Origin of the sequence: Arthrobacter tumbae, from assembly GCF_016907495.1 — a bacterium.
Lineage (GTDB): Bacteria > Actinomycetota > Actinomycetes > Actinomycetales > Micrococcaceae > Arthrobacter_D > Arthrobacter_D tumbae.
In genome coordinates this window covers 3,241,478-3,264,510 of record NZ_JAFBCC010000001.1, presented here as the reverse complement: position 1 = coordinate 3,264,510, position 23,033 = coordinate 3,241,478, and the positions used below count along the sequence as shown (strand labels likewise).

The 23,033-nt window shown below is 66.0% G+C and carries 20 protein-coding genes; 7 read left to right on the top strand and 13 right to left on the bottom strand.

Features of this window, described 5'->3' with window-relative positions; all coding sequences use genetic code 11:
- The first annotated feature begins 31 nt into the window (after positions 1–31).
- Positions 32–706, top strand: a complete 675-nt coding sequence (locus tag JOD47_RS15375) for a potassium channel family protein (protein ID WP_204535592.1) — start codon at positions 32–34, stop codon at positions 704–706.
- Positions 703–1,365 carry a potassium channel family protein gene (locus JOD47_RS15370; RefSeq protein ID WP_204535590.1) on the top strand — a complete coding sequence of 221 codons (663 nt, stop codon included), beginning with the start codon at positions 703–705 and terminating at the stop codon, positions 1,363–1,365. The genes JOD47_RS15375 and JOD47_RS15370 overlap by 4 nt, the downstream gene beginning before the upstream one ends.
- 23 nt (positions 1,366–1,388) lie before the next feature.
- Here JOD47_RS15370 and JOD47_RS15365 read toward each other — a convergent pair whose 3' ends face one another.
- Genes JOD47_RS15365 through dut form a run of 4 tightly spaced genes read right to left on the bottom strand, consistent with a single transcriptional unit; the run spans position 1,389 to position 3,796 of the window.
- The gene (locus JOD47_RS15365; RefSeq protein ID WP_204535588.1) at positions 1,389–2,138 is read right to left on the bottom strand and encodes a DUF3159 domain-containing protein; all 750 of its coding nucleotides are present in this window, start codon (positions 2,136–2,138) and stop codon (positions 1,389–1,391) included.
- Positions 2,135–2,488, bottom strand: a complete 354-nt coding sequence (locus JOD47_RS15360; RefSeq protein WP_239548129.1) for a hypothetical protein — start codon at positions 2,486–2,488, stop codon at positions 2,135–2,137. Before JOD47_RS15360 ends, JOD47_RS15365 begins: the two co-directional genes overlap by 4 nt.
- Positions 2,481–3,260 (bottom strand): DUF3710 domain-containing protein, encoded by a 780-nt coding sequence (locus JOD47_RS15355; protein WP_204535584.1) that lies wholly within the window; start codon positions 3,258–3,260, stop codon positions 2,481–2,483. The genes JOD47_RS15360 and JOD47_RS15355 overlap by 8 nt, the downstream gene beginning before the upstream one ends.
- A gap of 56 nt (positions 3,261–3,316) precedes the next feature.
- Positions 3,317–3,796 carry a dUTP diphosphatase gene (dut, locus tag JOD47_RS15350; protein WP_239548128.1) on the bottom strand — a complete coding sequence of 160 codons (480 nt, stop codon included), beginning with the start codon at positions 3,794–3,796 and terminating at the stop codon, positions 3,317–3,319.
- Between the two features lie 196 nt (positions 3,797–3,992).
- Between dut and JOD47_RS15345 the strand changes: the two genes are divergently transcribed.
- Positions 3,993–4,472, top strand: a complete 480-nt coding sequence (locus JOD47_RS15345; protein ID WP_204535580.1) for a DUF3093 domain-containing protein — start codon at positions 3,993–3,995, stop codon at positions 4,470–4,472.
- Positions 4,473–4,504: 32 nt separating this feature from the next.
- On the opposite strand, the gene JOD47_RS15340 is transcribed toward JOD47_RS15345, so the two are convergent.
- Positions 4,505–4,804, bottom strand: coding sequence for a DUF4193 domain-containing protein (locus JOD47_RS15340; protein ID WP_204535577.1), 300 nt, complete (start codon positions 4,802–4,804; stop codon positions 4,505–4,507).
- Between the two features lie 276 nt (positions 4,805–5,080).
- Between JOD47_RS15340 and sepH the strand changes: the two genes are divergently transcribed.
- Positions 5,081–6,376: a septation protein SepH gene (gene sepH / locus JOD47_RS15335; protein WP_204535575.1), complete on the top strand. Its 1,296-nt coding sequence runs from the start codon at positions 5,081–5,083 to the stop codon at positions 6,374–6,376.
- An 11-nt stretch (positions 6,377–6,387) separates the two neighbouring features.
- On the opposite strand, the gene JOD47_RS15330 is transcribed toward sepH, so the two are convergent.
- From JOD47_RS15330 to JOD47_RS15315, 4 genes are all read right to left on the bottom strand, one after another.
- Entirely contained in the window at positions 6,388–7,119 is a 732-nt protein-coding gene (locus tag JOD47_RS15330) for a thymidine kinase (protein ID WP_204535573.1), read from the bottom strand.
- 3 nt (positions 7,120–7,122) lie between these two features.
- Positions 7,123–8,316: an alkaline phosphatase family protein gene (locus JOD47_RS15325; RefSeq protein ID WP_204535571.1), complete on the bottom strand. Its 1,194-nt coding sequence runs from the start codon at positions 8,314–8,316 to the stop codon at positions 7,123–7,125.
- Positions 8,317–8,324: 8 nt separating this feature from the next.
- Positions 8,325–9,002 (bottom strand): DUF5998 family protein, encoded by a 678-nt coding sequence (locus tag JOD47_RS15320; RefSeq protein ID WP_204535569.1) that lies wholly within the window; start codon positions 9,000–9,002, stop codon positions 8,325–8,327.
- Between the two features lie 72 nt (positions 9,003–9,074).
- Entirely contained in the window at positions 9,075–11,789 is a 2,715-nt protein-coding gene (locus JOD47_RS15315; RefSeq protein WP_204535567.1) for a bifunctional acetate--CoA ligase family protein/GNAT family N-acetyltransferase, read from the bottom strand.
- Between the two features lie 124 nt (positions 11,790–11,913).
- On the opposite strand from JOD47_RS15315, the gene JOD47_RS15310 reads away from it, so the two are divergent.
- On the top strand, positions 11,914–14,391 hold the full coding sequence (locus JOD47_RS15310) for a DNA gyrase/topoisomerase IV subunit A (RefSeq protein ID WP_204535565.1): 2,478 nt from the start codon (positions 11,914–11,916) through the stop codon (positions 14,389–14,391).
- A gap of 9 nt (positions 14,392–14,400) precedes the next feature.
- On the opposite strand, the gene JOD47_RS15305 is transcribed toward JOD47_RS15310, so the two are convergent.
- From JOD47_RS15305 to JOD47_RS15290, 4 genes are read right to left on the bottom strand one after another with little or no spacing between them, the layout of a single operon-like run.
- Entirely contained in the window at positions 14,401–15,393 is a 993-nt protein-coding gene (locus JOD47_RS15305; RefSeq protein ID WP_239548127.1) for a GNAT family N-acetyltransferase, read from the bottom strand.
- Positions 15,380–18,796, bottom strand: coding sequence for a thiol reductant ABC exporter subunit CydD (cydD, locus tag JOD47_RS15300; RefSeq protein ID WP_307836333.1), 3,417 nt, complete (start codon positions 18,794–18,796; stop codon positions 15,380–15,382). The genes JOD47_RS15305 and cydD overlap by 14 nt, the downstream gene beginning before the upstream one ends.
- Positions 18,793–19,815 (bottom strand): cytochrome d ubiquinol oxidase subunit II, encoded by a 1,023-nt coding sequence (gene cydB, locus JOD47_RS15295; protein ID WP_204535563.1) that lies wholly within the window; start codon positions 19,813–19,815, stop codon positions 18,793–18,795. The genes cydD and cydB overlap by 4 nt, the downstream gene beginning before the upstream one ends.
- Before the next feature lie 39 nt (positions 19,816–19,854).
- A complete protein-coding gene (locus JOD47_RS15290) occupies positions 19,855–21,429 on the bottom strand; it encodes a cytochrome ubiquinol oxidase subunit I (RefSeq protein WP_204535561.1) in 1,575 nt (524 codons plus the stop codon).
- A 212-nt stretch (positions 21,430–21,641) separates the two neighbouring features.
- Between JOD47_RS15290 and JOD47_RS15285 the strand changes: the two genes are divergently transcribed.
- Positions 21,642–22,013, top strand: coding sequence for a BlaI/MecI/CopY family transcriptional regulator (locus JOD47_RS15285; protein WP_204535559.1), 372 nt, complete (start codon positions 21,642–21,644; stop codon positions 22,011–22,013).
- A 6-nt stretch (positions 22,014–22,019) separates the two neighbouring features.
- Positions 22,020–23,012, top strand: a complete 993-nt coding sequence (locus JOD47_RS15280; RefSeq protein ID WP_204535557.1) for a M56 family metallopeptidase — start codon at positions 22,020–22,022, stop codon at positions 23,010–23,012.
- The last annotated feature ends 21 nt before the right edge of the window (positions 23,013–23,033 follow it).

The window sequence follows — 23,033 nt, the reverse complement described above, 5'->3', positions numbered from 1 at the left end:
AACAGGGAAGCAGACAACCAGGGGTGGCGCAGTGGCGCATTTCGTAATCATGGGCTGCGGCCGGGTGGGAGTCAGCCTTGCGCATACGCTCGACGAGTCCGGGCACAGCGTTGCGATCATCGATCAGGACGACCGCGCGTTCCGCAGGCTGAGGGGCTCATTCGGCGGCCGCAAGGTCACGGGCGTGGGATTCGACCGCGACACCCTGAAAAACGCCGACATTGAGAACGCCTACGCCTTCGCAGCCGTCTCCAGCGGAGACAATTCCAATATCCTTGCCACCCGTGTTGCCCGCGAGATCTTCCACGTGCCGCACGTCGTCGCCAGGATTTACGATCCCGGCCGGGCCGAGATTTATCAGCGGCTGGGCATACCCACCGTCGCGGCTGTCCGGTGGAGCGCCGACCAGGTCCTGCGCCGGATTCTTCCTGAACAGAGCATCAACGGCGACTTCCGCGAGTCCTCGGGCCGGCTGATCCTTGGTGAACTTGCCCTCCATGACGGTTGGCTCGGCCGGTCCGTCAGGGACATCGAAGCAGCGGCCGGGGTCCGTGTCGCTTATCTCACCCGGTTCGGCGAGGGAATGCTGCCGGCAGCCGGGACCAGTTACCAGGAAGGCGACGTAGTCCACGCCATGATGGAAACCGTCGCAACAGACGAAGTGGCTCGGGTGCTGTCTAAGCCGCCGCGGGAGGAGCAGGAATGAAGGTTGTCATAGCCGGGGCGGGAAGTGTCGGGTCATCCATCGCGCGGGAGCTGCTGTCCAACAACCACGACATCCTGCTGATTGACGAGAAGCCGGAAGTGGTCGGCCGAAGCGGGCTGAAGGGCGCGCGCTGGCTGATCGGCGACGCCTGTGAACTCACCACACTGAAGGACGCCAGACTGGACGAGGCCGACGTCGTTGTCTCCGCAACGGGTGATGACAAGGTGAATCTGGTGGTGTCCCTGCTCGCGAAAAGCGAATTCGGGGTAGGACGCACCGTGGGCCGGGTCAACAACCCGAAGAACGACTGGATGTTCGATGACTCCTGGGGAGTGGACGTGGCGGTGAACACCCCCCGGCTGATGACGGCCCTGGTGGAGGAAGCCGTGGAGATCGGCGACCTGGTGCGGCTGCTGACGCTCCAGACCGGTGTCTCAGCCATTGTGGAGTTCACTGTTCCGCAGGATTCGCCGCTCGTTGGACGGACGCTCGGATCGATTGAACTTCCCGCCGACTGCACGGCGGTGGCGATCCTCCGAGACGATGCTCCCATCACGCCCAGCCCCGATGATGTGGTGGAGGCAGGCGATGAGCTGTTCTTTGTCGCTGCGATCGCCGCCGAAGACGCTCTGAGAACGGCTCTGCGGCCCGCTTCCTGACGGCCCGTTTCCCGACGACCGCGTCACGCCGGCGGATGCTCTTTCTTCACGAGCGCCGGCCGCGACACGAGCCAGGCGAACCACAGCCCGAGTGCATAAAGCGGGACACCCATGGCAACGCGTGCGGTGCCGAGCGCCGCGATGTTGTCCGCGAGATACAGCGGTACCTGCACGATGAGCCGCAGCGCGAGCACGGCGATGATCAGCCAGGTGGCCAGCGAGTAGGCGCGGATCCTTGACTCGTTCCTGCGCCACTCGGTGCCCTCTCCCCGAATGAAGCCGAAAAGCAGCCCGGCCAGCGGCCACTTGACCGCGATGGAAACGACCATGCCCACGATATACGCGGCGTTCGTGAAGAATCCGGGAAGGAAGAAGTCTTCCGCGTTACCGGTCCGGTTGGCCACGAACGCACAGATTCCTACCCCGATCAGCCCGGACAAAGCCTGGGTGAGCGGTGTCTTGGTCAGCAGCCGGATGATGGTGAAAACGGCCGAGACGGCAAGGGCAACGATGAGGGAGACCTGCAGGTCCCGCAGGATGGTGAAGACCACCGTGAACAGCAGACCCGGAAGGATGCTTTCCGCGAGACCGCGCACTCCCCCGATGGACTGGAGAACGTCGATCCGCCCGCTCTCGGTCTGACGGACTCCGGCTTTCGCCGCATACTGGCCGGCAAGGGACCCTACGCCCGAGTCGGAGTCAGGCTTACCGGGATGTTTCCCGGGATTGTCGGACGCTTCGCCGCCGGTGCGGTCCTCAGCGGGCTGGTTCACGGTGACTCCTCAGGACGGCCGACGATCTCGTACCGCGGGTTATGGATAGTGGGAATGCCGTCGATGACGCTGACCATACCTTCGAACGCGAGGTCGACTCCGGGGTCGATCCCCGGGATGCGGCGCTGGCCGATCCAGACGAGCCGGATACGCCGGCCCGGCTGCTTGGCTTCCGCTGCTGGAGAGGTGGCCCGCTGGGTGTGGAGGGCCACCGTCGCGTCAAATTGCGGCGCAGAGCTGCGGGGCAGAATTCTTACCCGCTCGACGAAGCCGCTCCCGGCGAATCGTCCGCGCTGCGGAAGGGGCGCCGGTGTCGCTGCCGGGTGCCCCGTTGCACCATGGTCAGCCAATGTGGGTGATCTCGGGGCCCCGCCGAAGCGGGTCATCCGGTGTCGCTTTCGGCTGCTCGGGCTGCTCTGGCTGCTTCGGGGCTCCGGCATCCTTCGGCAGCCTGAGCGGAAGCAGTTCACGCGGGGGCAGGGGATGATCTCCCCGAACGACCACGACGTTGCGGAAGAGCTGCTCCATCGGCCCCGCGATGGCAGGATCCATGGCTGCCGGACCGCCGAACACTCCCCGGAGGAACCATCGCGGACCGTCCACGCCCACAAACCTGGCGACGCGGAACCCGGCACGGCCGTCAGGTGTCTGCGCGGGGAGCTTGGCGATCAGCTCAGTTCCGAACTCGCCCTGCCGTTCCGACACTGTTCCGCCCTGCGAGCCTACCGACGCAGCAATCTGTTCACGGATCTCATCCCAAAGCCCCTCGGACCGGGGTGCGGCGAAGGCCTGGAGCTGCAGGTTGGAACCGTTGATATCCAGCGTCACCGCGATCACGCGTTTGGTCCGTTCCTCGACCTCGAGGCGGAGCTGAAGGTTCTCGGTAGCGGCGATGCGCAGTGCCCCGAGGTCTATGTACCCGGCCGGAGTGTCTTTCTCCGACTCATCGAATGGTCCTGTTGCGGAACGTCCGGCCATCGGCTCACCCTGGGCTGGAGCATGAGTGTCAACGGGTTCTTCGCGGACCTCTGCGGTCTCGTCAGGGGAGCTCGACACTGTGTCTTGAGCTGTGTCTGATGCTTCGCTGGAATGCTGGCTTTTCTTGCGGCGCCCGAAAATCATGATCGGGTTCCTCCTTCGATGGTCATGGGCAGCTGGGTCGCTGCCGGTCGGTTGCGTCAGAGTGCGGCGTCTGCGATGGGAGCGAATCCGCCCGTGGATCCGAAACCGCCGGCTCCGCGTGCGGAGTCCGGCAGCTCCTCCACAGTGACGAACGTAGCCTGCGCCACTTTCTGGATGACCAGCTGGGCGATGCGGTCTCCCCTGCGGAAGGTCAACGGCGTGGACGCATCCGTGTTGAGCAGCGTCACGGCAATTTCTCCGCGATAACCGGCGTCGACCGTGCCAGGGGCGTTGACAACTGTGATCCCATGCCGTGCAGCCAGCCCCGACCGGGGGTGGACGAAGCCTGCGTACCCGTCCGGCAGCGCGAGACAGACGCCGGTAGGGATGAGTGCGCGCTCGCCGGGCTGGAGATCAAAGTCAATCCTGGTGCAAAGGTCGGCGCCGGCGTCGCCGGGGTGTGCGTAGGCAGGGGGCTCGAGTCCGTCGTCGAGCATTTTGATCTGCACGGACAGAGCTTCCGCGGTATCAAGCATGTCTACTCCTGCACGATTCTGTGATGGCATGGTTCTTTTGACGGCGGGCACTGCACGCGCAGCTCACCGGCGCGATGCGCCGACAGTGCGGAATGCACCGGAGCCCTTAGCTCCAATTACTCTAGCGCTTCCACCTGCCGGCCAGCGCCTTCGCGCCGGGATGAAAAGCGGTCGGAAAGGTGCTTAGCTAGCTGACATGCCTACAGGATCCGCCGGTGAATCGGTTCTATACGAAGAGAAATTGTGGCCGGCACCGTGGATCTGGATGGTGGTGGCAGGCGCGGCTGTCGCCTCAGTGTTCACGTTCATACCGATCAGCATCGAGGCGGGCATCATCGCCGCCGTCGTTGTTGCTGCCGTCCTGACCACCCTGCTGGTACTCTCCACGCCGCGTATTCGGGTAACCCCTGCGGAACTCCAGGTCGGCAAGGCACAGATCGAGCGCAGGTATCTCGGAGACGTCACGGCCTTCACCGGCGCCGACGCCACCGCCCAGCGCGGAACCGAGCTTCACGGGAGGGCATACCTGTGCATCCGCGGGTGGATCTCGCCCGTTGTCAGGATCACAATCGACGACGCCGAAGACCCCACACCATACTGGTTAACGTCGACGAGGCGGCCGGAGCAGCTGAAAGCCGCCCTGACCGCCCCGACGGAGTATGAAGCGGGCGCTTGACGCGTCCGCTTCGATTCCGCGAACTGGTGGAGTCAGCCTTCACAGTCCCTGCAGTAGGCCAGCCCACCCTTTTCCTTCGCAATCTGGGAGCGGTGACGCACCAGGAAGCAGGAGGCACACGTGAATTCATCGGCCTGGGCGGGAAGCACGCGCACGAGCAGTTCTTCGCCGGAGAGATCAGCGCCCGGAAGTTCGAAACCTTCCGCAGCATCGGTCTCATCCTCGTCGACCACCGCAGACTGCTTGTCCGTGCGGCGGGACTTCAGCTCTTCAATCGAGTCTTCGCTGAGTTCGTCGTCGGTCTTCCGCGGCGCATCGTAGTCAGTCGCCATAGTTGGTAGTTCACGCTCCGGAGGATGTAGTGGTCAACAAGTGCCACGGTCGAATCTGCAGTACTGGAACGGTGCCGTGAAGGGCAAGGCTCCTGTCCGTTTCACAACGCTGAGAGGGGCAATTTTGTGCCCGTACCGCAGAGATTGTTGCTGATAGGCCCTTCAAAAGCCAATTGGGGCATAAGTTCCGCGCCACACCAAGGATGAAGTAGGAGCGAACCCCTTTGAATGGCAAAGTTTCAGTGAAAGTAATGTACGTCGGCTGGAGGGTTTTTCATGCAGGAGCTACGGCTGGTAGGCGTGGATGAGGGCGGAGGTCATCTGCTGCTGAGCGGTGAGGGCGGGGCTTCGTTCCGCCTGCCCGTGAACGAGGCGCTGCGGATGGCGAGTTCAAGGCCGTCCACACGTCCGGCGGCACGGCAGGAACCGTCCGCTGGTTCAGAGAATCCGGGCGGCGCAGTCAAGCGCCCGTCCCTTGCTCCCCGTGATATCCAGGCGAGGATCCGTGCCGGCGCGACCGCACAGGACATCGTTGACGAGACCGGTGTAGAGCTGCAGCATGTGTTGCGCTACGAAGGCCCGGTCCGCGCCGAACGTGACTACATGGCCCACCTGGCGCAACGAGTGGAAGTGGCCTCACCACTGCCGTCCAATGACGGTTACCGTTCCGCTTTCGGCGAGAATCCGGCCCAGCTCGAAGATATGGTGCGCTTCCGTCTCCGGGCCTTCGGAGTCGACCCTGACACGGCTCAATGGGACGCCTGGCGGAAGCCGGATGGTTTGTGGGCGGTCGTGGTCACGTTCGAGTTGCCCACGGGATCCTCCGCCTCCGTCGGTGAGGAGCCGCCGGCACAGTGGACATTCAACCCGTCCCGGCGGACGGTCCTCAACGCGAACCGCTGGGCCCAGGTCCTGAGCGAGCTTGAGCCGCTCGATGGCCCGCTGCCCTCCCGGAAGCTGAGCGCGGTCGCGGACAGGGTCTTCGATTTCGAAACCGATGCCGCGGTTGACACGCCCGACGACGACCAGTCGGACGATTCGGATGAGTTGCTCGAGGTGCTGCGGACACGCCGCGGCCAGCGGTTGGGTGTGGATGAGGACGGAGATGACGCGCTGGCACTCATGCTTGCCAAGGGACACATTCCCGCCGCTCACCCCCGTCAGGGACAGGAGGACGCCGAGGATTCCCTGACCACCGACCCGCGGCCCTTCCCGGGCCTGAGTCTGGCCCCCTCCATTTTTGAGGGCGAGGATTCTGAAGAAACGTACGACGACGGTACTCCCCGTCTGTTCGAAGGCGTCAGTACGGAAACCCGTGAGATCAGCGTGATCGCGAGGCCGCAGCGCAACACCCGTGACACCCGCGACACTGAGGAAGCTTCCGTTCCACGATCAGAGAGCAGGCGTTCGGACAGCCCGCGCGCGGCAGGGTCACCGGACCGGGCGCCGGAAGCAGGACCGGATGATGCAGCGGCCAGAGCCGCGGATCATTCCGCTGACCGGAAGATGAAGCCGCGGCGCTCCAGCGTGCCGAGCTGGGACGAGATCGTGTTCGGCACCAAGGGCGACTGACGGTCCCCGTTTCAGAGCCGCGCGGCCGCCGGATCGAACGGCAGCGGCACGTCGCTGCCGGCATGCGTACGCGCCGTATGCGCGGTCACCCGGCGCATATGGTGCCGCCGGCAGAGTGTCTCGTACCCGATCACCGGACCGGCCGGCAGGTCGAGTTCATCGAGACCTCCGCCTGTCAGCCGGGGCTGTCCGGGATCGCTCTCGGCGGTAGACGGCTCAACATCTCCGACCACCATCTGTTCACCCTCAACGACCATGACGCCGTCCACCGTGCGCGCGTTGTGCGTGGCCCGGCGCCCGCACCAGCACAACGCCTCCACCTGAAGCACCTGGGTTCTGTCGGCCAGTTCAATCAGCCGCCGGGATCCTGGAAACAGCTGGGTGCGGAAGTCGGAAGTGATTCCAAAGGCGAAAACGTCGATGGCCATGTCGTCGACAATGCGCGCAAGCTGCTCGATCTGCGCGGGCGTATAGAACTGTGCTTCGTCGCAGATGAGGTAATTGACGCGCGTTCCGTGGGTGCGCCGCCGGACCAGCTCCTCCCAGAAATCGGTGTCCGGACGAACTTCGATCGCCTGGGTCATGAGTCCCAACCGACTCGAGATGACGGACTCCCCCGCACGGTCGTGAGAACTGAAGAGCAGTCCGGCGCGTCCGCGGGCGCTGTGGTTGTGATCCATCTGCAGGGCAAGGGTGGACTTGCCGCAATCCATGGTCCCGGAGAAGAAAATGAGTTCAGCCATGGGTCAGCGACCGACTATCCGCGCCGGTCCCGGCCCCGGTTTCACCAGGGTAAGCAACGGCACCTCACGCTCGGCACGCGTAAGCGAGCCGTGCTGGCCAATGACCTCAAGAGCTGAGGCCGGCACCCTTCGGGTGTCATAGAACGCTACCGGTTCCCGGGCTGCGACCAGGACGTCCCCGATCCGCGGCTCGACCTCCGGCGAGACTGTCCCGAACAATCCTGCGGTGATCGCCTCTTCCCTCGGAAGGATCCACGCGTGCGCACCGTGTACCTTCCGCCAGGAGTCCACCAGGCGCTGCCTGCCGGCGTCGGGCAGGTCCGGCTCGGTATAGAGGTGAACCATGCGGGGCTCCCCTCCCGTGTGTGCGACGCCGTCGACGAGAGAGGGATCAGCCGCGAAGTCGACGTGCTGGGCGGGGGCGACATCCACCATGCCGTGGTCGGCAGTCAGCAGAAGCAGGGTGTGGGGCGGGACCTTGGCGGCGAGGGACCGCATGGTCCGGTCCAGGTCTTCCAGCCGGTCGCCCCAGTCCGGCGAGGCACACCCTGAGCGGTGTCCGGTCTTATCGAGCTCGTTCAGATAGAGATAGACGAGCGCTTGATCATTCGCACCCAGCGCCTTACACACCGCCTGTACGCGTGCCTCCGGGGTGCCTCCAGCCACGTAGGTGCCGCCGCGCAGTGCTGCCCGGGTCAGTCCCGATCCGTCGAAACGTGCGAGCCCTACGCTCGTCACGGGTACATCGCCAGCTACACGCTCGAACACCGTGGGATGGGGCTGCCAGCGTCCGGGTTGCACTGCGGCATCCCAGCCGCCGAGCATATTCACCACCTTGCCCTGTCCAGGGTCCAGCACGTCGTAGCCCACCAGGCCGTGCTGCCCCGGAGCCAATCCGGTGCCGAGTGAGGCCAGCGCGGCCGCCGTCGTACTTGGGAAGACGGACCCGAGCTTGCGCGACGAGTCGAGGAACTGCCGCAGGAAAGGTGCATGGCCGGAGCGCTTACGCAGTAGCGCCGCGCCAAGTCCGTCCACCAGCACCACGCATACCCTGCGCGCAGCCGGCAGATCCAGGGGGTTGGAAAATCCGGGTAGTCCGAGAGCTGCAGCCGAACTGGTGAAAACCTCGGCAACGGTTGAACGGCCGTAGGCGGGCGCGGCTGGAAGAGGCTCCGTGTGGAGCGGTGGGGTCGTCACCAGCGGGATTACCGCCCGTGGTGGGCGCGGCTGAAACGGGTGGCCAGCCCGGGTTGCCTCCGGTTGGCGCCCGGCTGGTTCACGACGACGCCGGAGACGGTTGGATTTGCAGTGCTCACCGTGCGCAGTTCGCGGGCGAAGGACTTGGCACTCTGCACAGCCTGCAGGCCGTCCGCTTCCGCGCTGACCCGCAACACAATGTCCTCCTGGGCGATGGTCCCGGTGTACCCGTGGTCAGCATCGCATTGCGGATCACCACAGCTGGCCGGTCCCATGTCGAGCCGCTGGCCGCCGGACCAGGCGATTCCGAGGGTGAGCTCCCGGGCCGGGTCGGAGGGCTTGTAGTTCTGGGGCTGGGAATACAGGTAGCTGAGAACCACTGACCGGATCTGGCTGACCGGCACCGACTCGGTGGACACCTGCGCCGTCACCTGTTCACCGGCGTCGTCCAGCTGCTGGTCATCAACGTGGGTAATCACCAGCATGTCCTCGGTCAGGACCAGAACGGTGATGTGCCGGCGGATCTCGGTCCGCTCGAAGTGGGTCTCCAGATGAACCACATGCGAGAGCGGTTCCCTGCCGTCCAGGGCATCATGAACGACGTCGGCCACCAGCCGCGGGTAGAAGCCCGCTCGTTCGAGGGAGGCATCCAGGTCGCGGCGTTCAGCCGACAGCGATGGAGTCATGGTTCCAGTGTGACTTATGCCGACGGCGCACGCCTAACCGGCGCAGGGCCCGGCGGGGCCGCCCGGCGGAAGTCAGTCGCGCATCGCCCGACGCGCGCTGTCCGTGCGTTGCTGGGGGTTTCCCACGCTGATTTCCGCGCTGAGGACGGCGAGCCCGGTAGCCGAGACCAGGACGGGGTTGAACCGCAGGAGCGCGATCTCGGGGTGCCGGTCCTTGAGCAGTGCGACCCGCAGGAGCAAGTCCTCGATGGCGGGGACGTCTACCGGCGGCAGCCCCTGGTACCCGAACAGCCGGCGGCTGGCCCGCGGCGTCCGGAGCAGATCCGCCGCGTCCAGGGTGGTCAGCGGCGGTGTGCCGTGCGCCCAGTCATCGAGCAGGTTGACCGCATCTCCGGCCATCCCGAATGAGACCACGGGTCCAAGAAGGGGGTCCTCGATCGCCCTGATGACACAGGCCTGCCCGGCCGGGGCCATCGTCTGGATTTCCAGGCCGGGATTACCGAACGGACGAAGTTCGGCGCGCATGGCCTCAATCCCTGCGCGTAGACCCGGAGCGTCGGAGATGTTGAGCCGCACTCCGCCGAAGTCCAGTCGGTGCCGCAGATTCTCCTCGACCGTCTTCAGCGCAACCGGCCACCCCAGCGATTCTGCAGCCTCAACCGCCTCATCGGCTGAATCGAAGGGTATCGAGGGCAGCACCTTGATGCCGTAGCAGCCAAGGAGCCGTTGCAGCTGGCCGCTATCGAGGCGGCGCAGCCCCACATCCCGTACGCCGGACAGCACACTGCCGAGCAACGCAGCGGCGCCTTCCTCATCAACGTTGTCCAGCTCCGCGAACACACCATGCTCGCGTTCCCTCCACCGGCTATACCGGACGACGGCACCCAGCGCCGACACGGCGGCCCCCGGGCTGGCGAAGCAGGGCACTGACGCGCCGTCGTCCGCTGCCCCGTCCCCGCGGCCTGGATGAATACCGCCGGCGGCGCGCAACCCCTCAAGCTGCGCGGCCGGATCCAGCACCCCGGCGAAGCACGCGACGACCGGTTTTCCCGCCGCCCTGCCGCACTCCTGCAGGACCGGCAGGACCGCCTCGAAGGAAAGACCGACCACGGGAATGAGCGTGAGGATGAGGGAATGCACGCCCGGGTCCGCGAGCGCATCGGTGAACGCGGTTTTGAGCGCGGACAGCGCCACTGACTGCCCCGCGTCGAGATCGAGGTGTGCATTCAGCCGGACCACGTCGAGTTCCTGAGCGAGGGCTGCGTCCGCGAGCACCTTCCCCAGGGCGAGTGAGTTGCTGAAGACAGCAATTCCGGATCCACTGGGAACAGGCTGGCCGACCACGATCTGCGCCACGTCCATCAGCTGTTCGGTGGTCTCGACACGGATCACCCCGGACTGCCGCAGCATCGCGTCCAGCGCACCGCTCGGAGCCTGCGTTGTGCGCACCGCGTGGCCGGGCGGCAGCTGCAGGCCCATGACATCCGACTTCGCCACGAGGACCGGCTTCATCCGGGACAGACGGCGCGCTATCCGCGAGAACTTGCGCGGGTTGCCGATCGATTCCAGGTACAGTGCAACGGCCCGGGTGTCCGGGTCGTCCTCCCAGTACTGCATGGCGTCGTTACCGGAGACGTCCGCCCGGTTGCCGGCGGACAGCGCGGAAGACAGGCCCAGTGAACGCCGGCCGGCGGCGGCATGGAGCATGACGCCGATCGCTGCTGACTGGCTGAAGAGGCCAAGCCCGCCGCGCTGCGGCATTTCCGGCGCCATCGACGCATTCAGCCGGACCGTGGGATCGGTGTTGATGATGCCCAACGATGCCGGGCCCACCACCCGCATGCCGTAGGAGCGGGCGCTGTGCACCAGCGCGCGCTGGCGCGCAAGCCCTTCGCCGTCGTCGTCCGCGAATCCTGCCGTCGCAACAAGCAAGCCTTTGACACCCGCCCGTCCGCACTCCTCGACCACCGCGAGCACCTGATCGTAGGGCACTGCGATCACGGCGAGATCCACGGGCTCGGGTATCTCGGCGACGGAACCGTAGGCAATCATGCCGTTCAGTTCGAACGCCTCGGGATTGACTCCGGCAACCGGCCCGGTGAATCCCCCATTGACGATGTGTTCAAGTAGCGAGTAGCCCACGCTCCCCCAGCTGCGGCTGGCACCGATCACGGCAACCGACGACGGCGTCAGCAGGGTCTGCATACTGCGCGCCTCCGCGCGGTGCTCGCGTGCTTCCATCACCGCGCGCGACTTGTCCGTCGGGTCGATGTTGAACGTCAGTTCCACGACACCGTCATCGAACCGGCGGTCCACTTCGTAGCCGGCTTCGGCGAACACCGTGATCATTTTTCGGTTCTCGGGAAGTACTTCGGCGGTGAATCGCCGGATGCCGTTCTCCAGTGCTGCGACGGCGAGGTGCTCGAGCAGGATGGACCCCAGTCCCCGGCCCTGGTAGGCGTCCGATACATTGAAGGCGACCTCGGCCTCGTCGGGATCGTCGAGGCGGTCATAACGGCCGATGCCAATGATGTCCTGGCCGCGGGTCACCACGAACGCCACCCTGCCCACGTGGTCCACCTCGGTGAACCGCTTGAGTTCCTTGGCGCTCAGCGAGGACTTGTAGGTGAAGAACCTCAGGTAGATGGAGTTCTGGGACTGACTCATGTGGAATGCCTGGACCGCATCCGCATCCAACGGCGAGATGGGCCGGAGATGGCCGGTGGAGCCGTCCCGCAACACGACGTCCGCCTCCCAATATTCGGGGTATAGTCCGTCAGCCACCATAGACTCACAGTAGTGGGCGGCTGCGGCTCCCGTCAGCCGGGGCACAGTTACCGTCCGTCCACGCACCACACATCGACCACCGCATTCCACCTACGCGATCAGCTGCCGAAGGACCCGACACACCATGGCAAGGCGCCAAGCCACACCCCCGGACAGGGACTACACCGAGAAGATCATCGACATCGACGTCACCTCCGAAATGGAGGGCTCCTTCCTGGAGTACGCGTATTCGGTCATCTATTCGCGAGCCCTCCCTGATGCCCGCGACGGCCTGAAGCCCGTGCAGCGCCGGATCCTGTACATGATGACCGACATGGGCTTGCGGCCCGACCGCGGCCACGTGAAGTCGGCGCGGGTAGTCGGCGAAGTCATGGGCAAGCTTCATCCCCACGGCGATGCCGCGATCTACGACGCCATGGTGCGCATGGCCCAGGACTTCGCGCTCCGCCTTCCCCTGATTGACGGGCACGGAAACTTCGGGTCGCTCGACGACGGCCCGGCCGCCGCCCGTTACACCGAGGCGCGGCTCGCGGCCGCGGCGCTCACCATGACGGATCACCTCGGCGAGGACGTCGTCGACTTCATCCCGAACTACGACAACCAGCTCACCCAGCCCGAGGTCCTCCCTGCGGCCTTCCCCAACCTCCTGGTCAACGGGGCAACCGGCATCGCGGTCGGCATGGCCACGAATATGGCGCCGCACAACCTCGGCGAGGTCATTGCAGCGGCCCGGCACCTGATCGAGAACCCGGACGCAACGCTGGAAGACCTCATGCGCTTTGTGCCCGGCCCGGATCTCCCGAGCGGCGGCAAGATCGTCGGGCTGGACGGCATCCGTGACGCCTATGCGACGGGCCGCGGATCCTTCAAGACCCGGGCAACCGTCGAGGTCGAACAGCTTTCGGCCCGCCGCACCGGTCTGGTGGTCACGGAGCTGCCCTACATGGTGGGGCCTGAGAAGGTGATCGAGAAGATCAAGGATGCCGTGACGGCGAAGAAGCTGCAGGGCATCTCCGACATCGTTGACCTGACGGACCGTACCCACGGATTGCGGCTGGTCATCGAGCTCAAGAACGGCTTCAATCCCAACGCCGTGCTGGCCCAGCTCTACCGGTATTCGCCGATGGAGGACTCCTTCGGCATCAACAATGTCACCCTGGTGGACGGCCAGCCCCGCACTCTCGGGCTCGTGGAACTGCTGCAGGTGTACGTCAGCCACAGGATCTCGGTTGTCAGGCGCCGAACCTCGTACCGGCTCGGGAAGAAGAAGGACCGCCTCCACCTTGTCGAGGGTCTGCTGATTGCCATCGTGGACATCGACGAAGTCATCCAGATCATCCGGTCCTCGGATGAGGCCGCAGCTGCCCGCGAGCGGCTGATGGCAATCTATGATCTGACCGAGATCCAGGCCAACTACATTCTCGAGCTCCGGTTGCGCCAGCTGACCAAGTACTCCCGCATCGAACTGGAGAAAGAGCAGGATGAGCTGCGCAAAGAGATCGCTGAACTCGAAGAGATCCTCGGATCCGAGCAGCGGCTGCGCGGACTGGTTTCGGATGAGCTCGCCGCCGTCGCTGACCAGTTCGCCACGCCGCGGCGCACCGTGCTGCTGGAGTCGGAGGCCAGCGCGCCGCTGAAGGGAACGGTGATGCCCACACCTGCCGGCAACGGAGCCAAGGCCCCTCTCGCCCTGGAGATTGCCGATGATCCGTGCTGGGTTCTTCTCTCAACCTCAGGGCAGCTTGCGCGCACCACCGGCCGGGAGCCCATGTCCGACGGCGGCCAACGGGTCAAGCACGACGCCTTTACCTCCGTGGTCGCAGCCACCGCACGCGCAGAGATCGGTGCCCTCACCTCGGCCGGCCGCATGCTGCGGCTGCAGGTCATGGACATGCCCGCCCTACCGCCGACAAACACCACGCCGAACCTGGCCGGCGGTGTCTCCATCAAGGAGTTCATCACGCTGGAGCGCGGCGAGTCGCTGGTGGGGCTCGTGCCGCTGGACAAGGCCTTCGCGCTCGGAACCGCCCAGGGCATCGTCAAGCGTGTTGTTCCGGATTACCCGCTGAACCGGGATGACTGGGAGGCCATCACCCTCAAACCCCGGGACAGCGTGATCGGCCTTGCTGCCGCTGACGACTCCGACGACCTCGTTTTCATCACCCGGGAAGCGCAGCTGCTGCGCTTCCCCGCGGGCGCGGTGCGGCCGCAGGGGCGCACCGCAGGCGGCGTGGCCGGGATCAAACTGGGAGCTGACGACGTCGTCCTCTCCTTCGGTGCGGTGCGCGCCGGGGATCCTGCGGCCGTCGTCGTCACCATTGCAGCCGGAAGCGGCGCACTGCCGGGCACCACACCGGGATCGGTGAAGGTGACGGAGTTCGCGGAGTACCCGGCCAAGGGACGGGCTACGGGCGGGGTGCGCTGTCATCGCTTCCTGAAGGGCGAGGACCACCTGGTGCTTGCGTGGGCGGGACACGGGCCGGCGCGGGCAGTATCAGCCACCGGTGTGGCACGGGCGCTTCCTACGGAGCACGGCCGCCGCGACGGGTCAGGCGTGGCACTGCCGCAGCCCGTCGAGGCGATCGGGCCGAGTCCCGAGTAGACGCGGGTACTACTCCGGCTGCCCGAGCTGCTTCTCGAAGGCCATCGATCGGCGCGTGGGTGTGTATCCCATGCGCTCATACAGGCCGAGCGCGCCCGACGGATTCTCGGTATCCACGCCCAGCCCGGCGTTTTCCATGCCGTCTGCCTTGAAGCGGCGCATGGCTTCGGCCAGGAGGGCAGGTGCAAGCCGGCGTCCACGCCAGGCGCGCCGCACGCCCAGCAGTTCGGTATAGCCCTCGTCGTGGCCGACCAGCTCCTTCGACTCGGGATCGTAGCTCGCGATCTCGTAGGCGGCCACCTCACCCGACGAGTTGTCGATGACCGCGAGGCTCCACCCGGCCCGGAACTCGGGGTGGGTGACGGTGAACCGCCAGCTCTCCTCATCCCGCGGTTCGCTCCCCCAGTGATCCTGGAAGGCCTCGTTGTGGGCCAGGCGGATGGCTTCGGAGAGATCATCGCTGAACGCCACGATCTCAAACTCCGGGTCGAGGTCGACTTCCGGAATGTCCGCCGAAAGATCCCGGGTCATCTCCGTGAACCAGCGGGTGATGGTGCTGCCGGTCGACTCCATGAGCGCGCGGTGCCCGGAATTGACCTCCTCCACGTACGAGCGGATGAAGCCTCCCTCCACCCCTGCGTCCGACAGGCGCTTCCGCGCACGGTCGACGTACCAGCCGTGGATCGACCGGCCGATCCCCCGCCGCCGCCATTCCGGGTCGACTCCACCGAAAACGTGCACCAGCTGTGAACCCGCATTCGCACTGATCCGTCCGAAGGCGCGCGGCGTGCCGGCGTCATCGAAACCCATGACGGTATCCAGCGAGGGATCGTTCTTCGAGGCTTCGAGGACCTCCTTGAGGTCAGCGCGCTGTTCAATCCAGTCCGGCTTGTCAGCGACCGCCATCCGGCGAAGCAGCGCCTCCCAGCCATCAAGGTCTGCAGCCGTGATTGCCCGCCAGCTCAGCTGCTGGTCGGTTGGTGTGAGCTCAGGCGTAGGCATGCTCCCAGCTTAAGTGATTGCCCTTCCTGCCGGCAGCAAGTTCGACGCCGGTGTCACAGCTCAGCGCTTCCGCGCGGTCGTGGGTGACGAGCAGCACCGGCCTGTCCCCCAGTCCCCTGCGCAGGTCACGCAGGAGACGGGACGCGCCGTCGGCATCGAGGTGGGCGGTGGGCTCGTCGAGGATCAGCACCGGCGCGCGGGTCAGCAGGGCGCGGGCGACGGCGAGGCGTTGCCTCTCGCCGCCGGAGAGCGTGTTCCCGCCCGGGCCGATTCTGGTGTCGAGCCCGCCGGTGCGCGCCCGTACCGTGTCCGCCAGCCCTACGGCGTGGAGAATCCTCCATAGCTCGTCATCATCGGCCGGCTCCTGCGGAGCACAGGCAAGCAGGAGGTTCGCCCGGATAGAGGAATCAAACAGGTGGCCTTCCTGCGGGCACCAGGCAGCGGGAAGCACCCCGCCGTCCGCCGCAGCAGCTGCGAGGTACCTGCCGCTGTTGAGTGGGAGGAATCCGAGCAGTGCGCCGATGAGGGTCGACTTGCCGCTGCCCGATGCGCCGGTGAGTGCGGTCCAGGATCCGCTCCGCACGGCGAGGGTGACACCCTCCACCACGGCGACACCGGGCTCGTACCCCACGGCGGCGTCGACCAGGGCGAGCGCCGGTGGGTCCTCGCCGAGCGCAGGCTCCGGAAGATTTCTCCGGAGCATCGGGCCGGCGGTGGCGCCCTTGGGCTCCAGGTGATCGTCGAGCCTGCGCGTCACGGTTCCCAGCGGCGCCCACTGCTGCACGGCCGTAACGCCGGCCGCGAGCGGCTCAATGAGCGCAAGCTGCATGAGTACGACGACGGCCACCACCTCTGCGCTCTGCCCTGCCGAGCCGGCGAGGATGGCGACGGCGGCCAGTACGCAGGCAGAAATGACGAGCGCCTGCCCGATGCCGGCAGCCCAGGAGCTGCGGCGCAGTCCTCGGGCGGCACGGGATTCCAGCTGTGCGAGGCGGGCAAGGGCGCGGGCAGTGAGCCCGTTGACTGCGACGTCCTGCGACGCCCGCAGAAGGCTTGTGGTCTGGGCGAGGGAGGCCGCCCGCAGCGTCATGCCCGCTGCTCCCGCCGACCGTTCGGCCAGCAGCGCGGCGGCCGGGGCGGCCAGAAGGCCGATACCGACGGCGAAGATCTGCCAGGGAATCGCGTCCGGCAACAGCAGCGCGGTCGTCCCGATGGCGGCCAGTCCGGTCAGTAAGGCCGTAAGCGGCGGAAAGACCGCCCGCGCGGCAGTGTCCCGCAGCTCGTCGATGTCGCCCACGAGCCGTTCGATGCCGCCCGATCCGCGGGACAGCGAGCGCCAGGCTTCCGCCCTGCCAAGCAGAGCCTGCCAGAGACGCAGCCGGACGGCGTCAGCAGTCTGCAGGATGCTCCCGTGCAGCCACAACCGTTCGCAATAGCGCAGCAGGGAGCGTCCAATGCCGAAGAACCGAACCCCTACGATGGCCGCAAGGAGGTAGAGGATGGGCGGCTGTTCGGACGCGCGGACGATCAGCCAGCCCGACAGCGCTGTGAGCGCTACGGCGAAAGCAGACGAGCCCGTGCCGAAAGCGAGCGCCGCGAGGAACCGGGGTGACCAGGGGCGCACCAGTGCAAGCGCGTTCAGCGCAGTCCGGACCGTCCCGTAGTTCGTCATCGGCGCGGCCAACCCGGATGGAGCGGGCGCAGGTAGCGGGGTTTCGCGCAGGCCGGGGTCATTTCCGCCTTGATCAGGAGTGCGCGCAGGGGACCGTGGGTCAGGCAGGCTTCCCGTGGATCCGAGGTCGACAGTGTGGTGGGCGAGGCGGGCCGTCCGGTCATCGTGTGCAATCAGCACAACAGTCACCGTCGGCGGCAGGTTCCGCACTGTGCGGCGGATCACCGCCGAGGTGCTTTCATCCACATGGGCAGTGGGTTCGTCGAGCAGCAGCGTTCCCCCGTCGGGTCCGATGCGCAGCAGGGCCCTGGCGAATGCAACCCTGCGCAGCTCGCCGGGGCTCAATTCACCGGTCGACTTGTCCAGCAACCGGGTGCCGTCCACCGCAGCAAGCAGCCCGAGAAGTGCCTGGTCGGTCAGTGGCGATTCTGCATAGAAGGCGAGTTCCTCCCGAACGGTGTCCAGCAGGGTCTCGGGATGTTGCGGAACCCATCCGAGCTGACCGCTGAGCGGCCTGACCGCGCCATCAACCAGCAGGCCGGGCTGGGGAACTCCTGCCAGCAGGCCCATCAGCGTTGACTTCCCGGAACCGCTGGGTCCCCGCAGCGCGGTGATGGATCCCGGCAACAGGGTGAAGGTGAGGTCATCGACGATCGGTGCCACTGAGCGATCGAAGCGCAGGGTGAGCTGTTCGGCGCCGGCAGCGGCGTCGTCCGCGTCGTCGTCAGTGTCGTCGTCGTCGTCGTCTTTCGGGCGGCTGGCCGGCACAGCAGCGGGAGTACGTGGCGCATCGATGATGGCACGGACAGCCCGTCCGGCCTCCAGTCCGTCATCGCTTGCATGGTGCGCGGCGCCCAGGTCCCGCAACGGCAGATAGCACTCCGGCGCGAGGATCAGGGCGAGCAAACCCACTTCGAGTCCCACATCGCCATGGATCAGCCGCACGCCCACGAAGACGGCCACGACCGCCACCGAAATCGTGCTGATCAGTTCGAGCGCCAGGGAAGACAGGAAAGCGATGCGCAGGGTCTCCATGGTGCGGCGGGAGTAGCCGGCGCCGATGTCCTGGAGTGCACGCGTCTGGGCACTGGCCCTGCCAAGGCCAACGAGTGCCGGCAGCCCTTTCGCCAGTTCCAGCAGGTGGTCCGAGAGCCGGTCGAGCGACGCCCTCGCCTCAGCTGTCCTGTCCTGCGTGTGCCAGCCGATCAGCACCATGAAGACCGGGATCAGCGGGATGGTCACGACAATCACGACGGCGCTCACCCAGTCCGCAGCCAGGATGCGCGCGCCGACCATGAGGGGAACCACCGCGCAGGTGATCAGGGCCGGAAGGTACTGCGTGTGGTACTTGTCGAGGCCGTCCAACCCGCGGGTGAGCAGCACGCTGAGCGCGCCCGTGCCCTGCTTTCCGCTCGTGGTCCCGCCGTCGGCAAGCACCCGCTCGAGCGCCTCCCGCCGCAACTGCTCCTTCACACCGTGTGCCAGGCGCTGCGCGGTTCCCTGCTGGGCCCAGGCGGCGCCTGCGCGAAGCACTGCGCCCGCCACTCCGAGCTCCAACAGGTCCGCCGAGGGTAGAGCACCGCCGGCGAGTGCCGCGATGCCGCGGGCGATCGCTTCCGCAATCAGGACCAGGCCGGCTGCCTTGACCGCAGCAAGGACACCGAGGATGTACACGGGACGGACCGGGACGGACATGCCGCCGGGGCCGCGTGCCAGCAGCCGGTCGATCACAGAGGGCTCACCGAGTGCGCTTCGGGAATGCTCTGTTCGGTGACGCGCTTCCGGAAAACCCAGTAGGTCCAGCCCTGGTAGGCGAGCACAAGCGGCACCCCGATAGCGGCAACGATGCTCATCAATCCGAGGGTGTATGGCGAGCTCGAAGCGTTCTCCACCGTGAGGTTGAACGCCTCGCTCAGCGTCGACGGCAGCACGACCGGATAGGCGGAGCCGAAGATGCAGGCCAGCGAGGCCGCCAGCGCGGCACCCAGCCAGAAGAACCCCCAGCCATCCCGCGAGCACCGCTCGGCGAGCCACGATGCAGCCGCCGCAAGCGCAGCCACGAGAAGGACGAGGCCCGTCCACACTGTTCCCCCGGCCAGGTGGACCTTCGCTGCCCACAGCAGCAGCGGCACGACGGCGAGCGGCAGCAGCCGCATCAGGAGCTTCCGCGCCCGCTCCCGAATGGGCCCGTCAGTTTTCAGCACCAGGAACGCCAGCGCGTGGGCGAGGCAGAAGAGGACGACGGCGGCCGCACCCAGGAGGGCGTCGAACGTCATCCAGACGAACGGTCCACCCACCCGGTCACCGTTCTCGTTGAGCGGAAGGCCGGAGGTCGTCAGTGCGAGAGCTGCGCCGATCCCGGCCGCTGCGGTGAAGGAGCCGAGGAAGATCGCCAGATCCCAGCGTCGGCGCCATGAGTCGCCGTTCATCTTTCCGCGGTACTCGAAGGCGACCGCCCGGAAAATGAGTGCCAGGAGCACGAGGATAAAGGGCACGTAGAGCGTGGAAAGCAGCGAGGCGTACCAGAGCGGGAAGGCTGCGAGAGTGGCTCCGATTGCGGTGACGAGCCAGACCTCGTTGCCGTCCCAGACCGGACCGACCGTGTTGAGGAGGACCCTGCGTTCCCGGTCGGTTCGCGCGAACAGCTTCATCAGCATGCCGACGCCGAGGTCGAATCCCTCAAGGAAGAGGAAGCCGGTCCACAGCACGCCGATCAGGATGAACCAGATCGTGGGCAGGAGCTCGGTCATGCGCGGGGTTCCTTTCCGCAGGAAGCAGGGGGCTTCGGCTCAGTAGGCAAAGGCGAGCACATCGTCGTCGTCCTTTCCGCGTGAGGAGCTGTCGTCGTCGTGCTTCGCAGCCAGCTCAGGCATGGCGGAGGCAACGCCGCCGCGCACATACGTAAAGAGCAGCTTCACTTCGACGACCAGCAGGACGGCGTAGACCAGGGTGAGCGCGACGAGTGAGAAGACGAGCTCGGCGAGCGATACCCCCGGTGACACTGCGGCGGCCGTGAACATGAAGACGCCGTCGATACCGCTGGGGTCAGGGTTGGGAGCCACGACAAACGGCTGGCGGCCCATCTCCGTGAAGATCCAGCCCGCGGAGTTCGCCCCGAAAGGCGCGAGGATTCCGAACACCGCGAGCCGCATCAGCCAGCGCGATTCCGGGACCGTCCCCTTCCGCAGGATCCACAGGGCCACCAGGGCAGCGAAGGCAGCGAGTCCGCCGAAACCGATCATGATGCGGAAGCCCCAATAAGTGACTTCCATGACCGGGAGGTAGTCGATGGTCATTCCGGCGCGCTCGCCGTACATCGGATCATCCGGCAGGGTCTGTCCGTACTGCTCCTTGTACTCGGGCAGGAGCGTGTTCACACCCTTGACCTCGGTGGTGAAGTCGCCGTTGGCGAGGAAGGACAGCAGGCCCGGAACCTCAAAGACCGCAACGATGTCATCGCAGTCCTGCGATCCCAGGTTGCCGACCGAGAGGACCGAGAAGCCGGTCCCGTCGTGGCAGGCCGCTTCCGCTGCCGCCATCTTCATGGGTTGCTGCTCGAACATCAGCTTCGCCTGCAGGTCCCCCGACACGGCGGTTCCGGCGAAGGAAATGAGAGCGACGACGGCGCCGATCCGCGCTGAGCGCAGCCACACCTGGTGGTCGATCAGTCCGCGGGAGCGGGAGTCTTCGGTGCCGACGAGGACTTTCCCCTCGCCGTCGACCGTATCCAGTCCGTCATGGCGGCGCTTCCAGAGGTGGTACCAGGCGATACCGAGCAGGAAGCCGCCGGCGACGGCGAGGGCACCGAAGACGGTGTGGGTGAAGGCGACCAGCGCCGTGTTGTTCGTGAACACCGCCCAGGCGTCCACCATGCGGGCGCGGCCGTCCACGAGCTCTACGCCCACGGGATGCTGCATCCAGGAGTTCGCGACGATGATGAAGTAGGCGGAGAATACTGATGCCAGGACTGCGGCCCACAGGGCTCCAAGATGCAGCACCTTCGGCAGCCGCTGCCAACCGAAAATCCAGAGGCCCAGGAAGGTCGATTCGACGAAGAACGCGAGCAGCGCTTCCATGGCAAGCGGTGCACCGAAGACGTCGCCGACGAACCGGCTGTACTCGCTCCATGCCAGCCCGAACTGGAACTCCTGCACCAGGCCGGTGGCAACCCCCATGATGAAATTGATGAGGAAAAGCTTTCCCCAGAACTTCGTCATGCGCAGGTAGTGTTCCTTGCCGGTCCGGTACCAGAGGGTCTGCATGACCGCGACAACGAGGCCAAGCCCAATCGTCAGGGGCACCATCAGGAAGTGATAGACCGTGGTGATACCGAACTGCCAGCGTGCAATTTCAAGTGCTTCCACAGGTCCTCAATTCCTCAAGCACTGGCGATGGGAGAGCCGTTTCTACGTTTTGTAGAAAACTTCTTCTACACATCGTAGAACAACTTCTCCGCACAGTTCTACATGGCGTAGAACCTTGCGCGAAAAAGCTGTAGATTAAAGGGACCTGGAACTGGCATTGCACGCGCGATTTCCCCATCCAGCCGCAGATCAGAATCAACAAAGGAATAAGAATGGCCACGCTCGGTGAACTCGAACGCACAGTGATGGACCTGCTGTGGGGCACCCAGGAGGCCATGACCGCGAACACCCTTCGTGATGCATTGGCACTCGCCCCGGAAGGTACGGCGCAAGGCAAGGAACTCGCGGTCACCACAGTGTTGACCGTCCTGTCCCGGCTTGAGAAGAAGGGCCTGGTCGAGCGTGAACGGGACACCCGTCCGCACCGCTACCGCGCAGTAACCAGCCGTGAAGACCACACCGCTGAACTCATGCACGAAGTACTGGTAACCGCTCCCGATCGCGAGGCCGTCCTCGCACGCTTCATCGGCAGTGTCTCTGAGAGCGAGGCCCGCACGCTCCGGCGGCTTCTGGACAGCAACTAACCGGCCATGTTCTGGGCCTCACACTTCCTGGCTGCGCTTGCCGTGGTTCTGGCCTGGCCTGCGCCCATCGCACTTTCCCGCGCACAGTGGCCCTCGCGTTCGCCGTTTACGGCGATGATCCTGTGGCAGGCAATAGCCCTCGCCGGGGGTCTCTCGATGATCGGCGCCATGCTGGTGTGGGGGCTGGAACCGCTGGGAGGCAATCTGCCCGAAGCGCTGCGCGGCCTCTGGGATATTCTGGTCAACAACCGCCCGGCGGACACTCTCGGCCTGGTCCACGTCTTTGCGCTCAGCGCCGCGAGCCTCCTGACCGCCCACCTCGTGTTCACCCTGCTGATCACCTATGCGCGGATCAAGGGGCAACGACGACGGCACCGGAACCTGCTCAACCTGTTGAGTTCGCCCTCGCACACTAACCCATCCACGCTCGTGATCAAGCACCCGGCACCCGTGGCCTATTGTCTGCCCGGCGGTGCCCGCTCCGTGACGGTCCTCTCGGACGGCCTGATGGGGCTGCTCTCGGAGGAGGAACTGCGGGCGGTTTTGGTGCATGAGCGTGCTCACCTGAGCCAGCGGCATCACCTTCTGCTCTGGGCCTTCGCGGCTTGGCGTTCGGCGCTGCCCTGGCTTCCGACGTCGCGCCTGGCCCAGCGGGCGGTCAACGAGCTGATCGAGATGCTCGCGGACGATGAGGCTGTCAAGGAAGTGGACCAGGAGACCCTTGTCGGAGCAATCGCCATTGTGGCGACCGGCTCGCACGGTCCGTCGGCTTCACAGGGACGCTCGGGTGTCACCCCGGATCAGGCATGGTCTGATGCCGCAGCAGGGCAGGATACCGAGCAGGATGATGCCTCCCTCTCAACGGTTCACCGGCTGCGCCGCCTGCTTGAGCCGCAGGTGCCGCTCACCCCCGCCCAGACTTTCGCGGCCCTCGCCACATCGGCACTGCTGCTGACCGTCCCGACAGCCCTGCTGATCGCGCCCGGCTTCCTGGGCTGACCCGTCTGGCTTCCGGGCTGC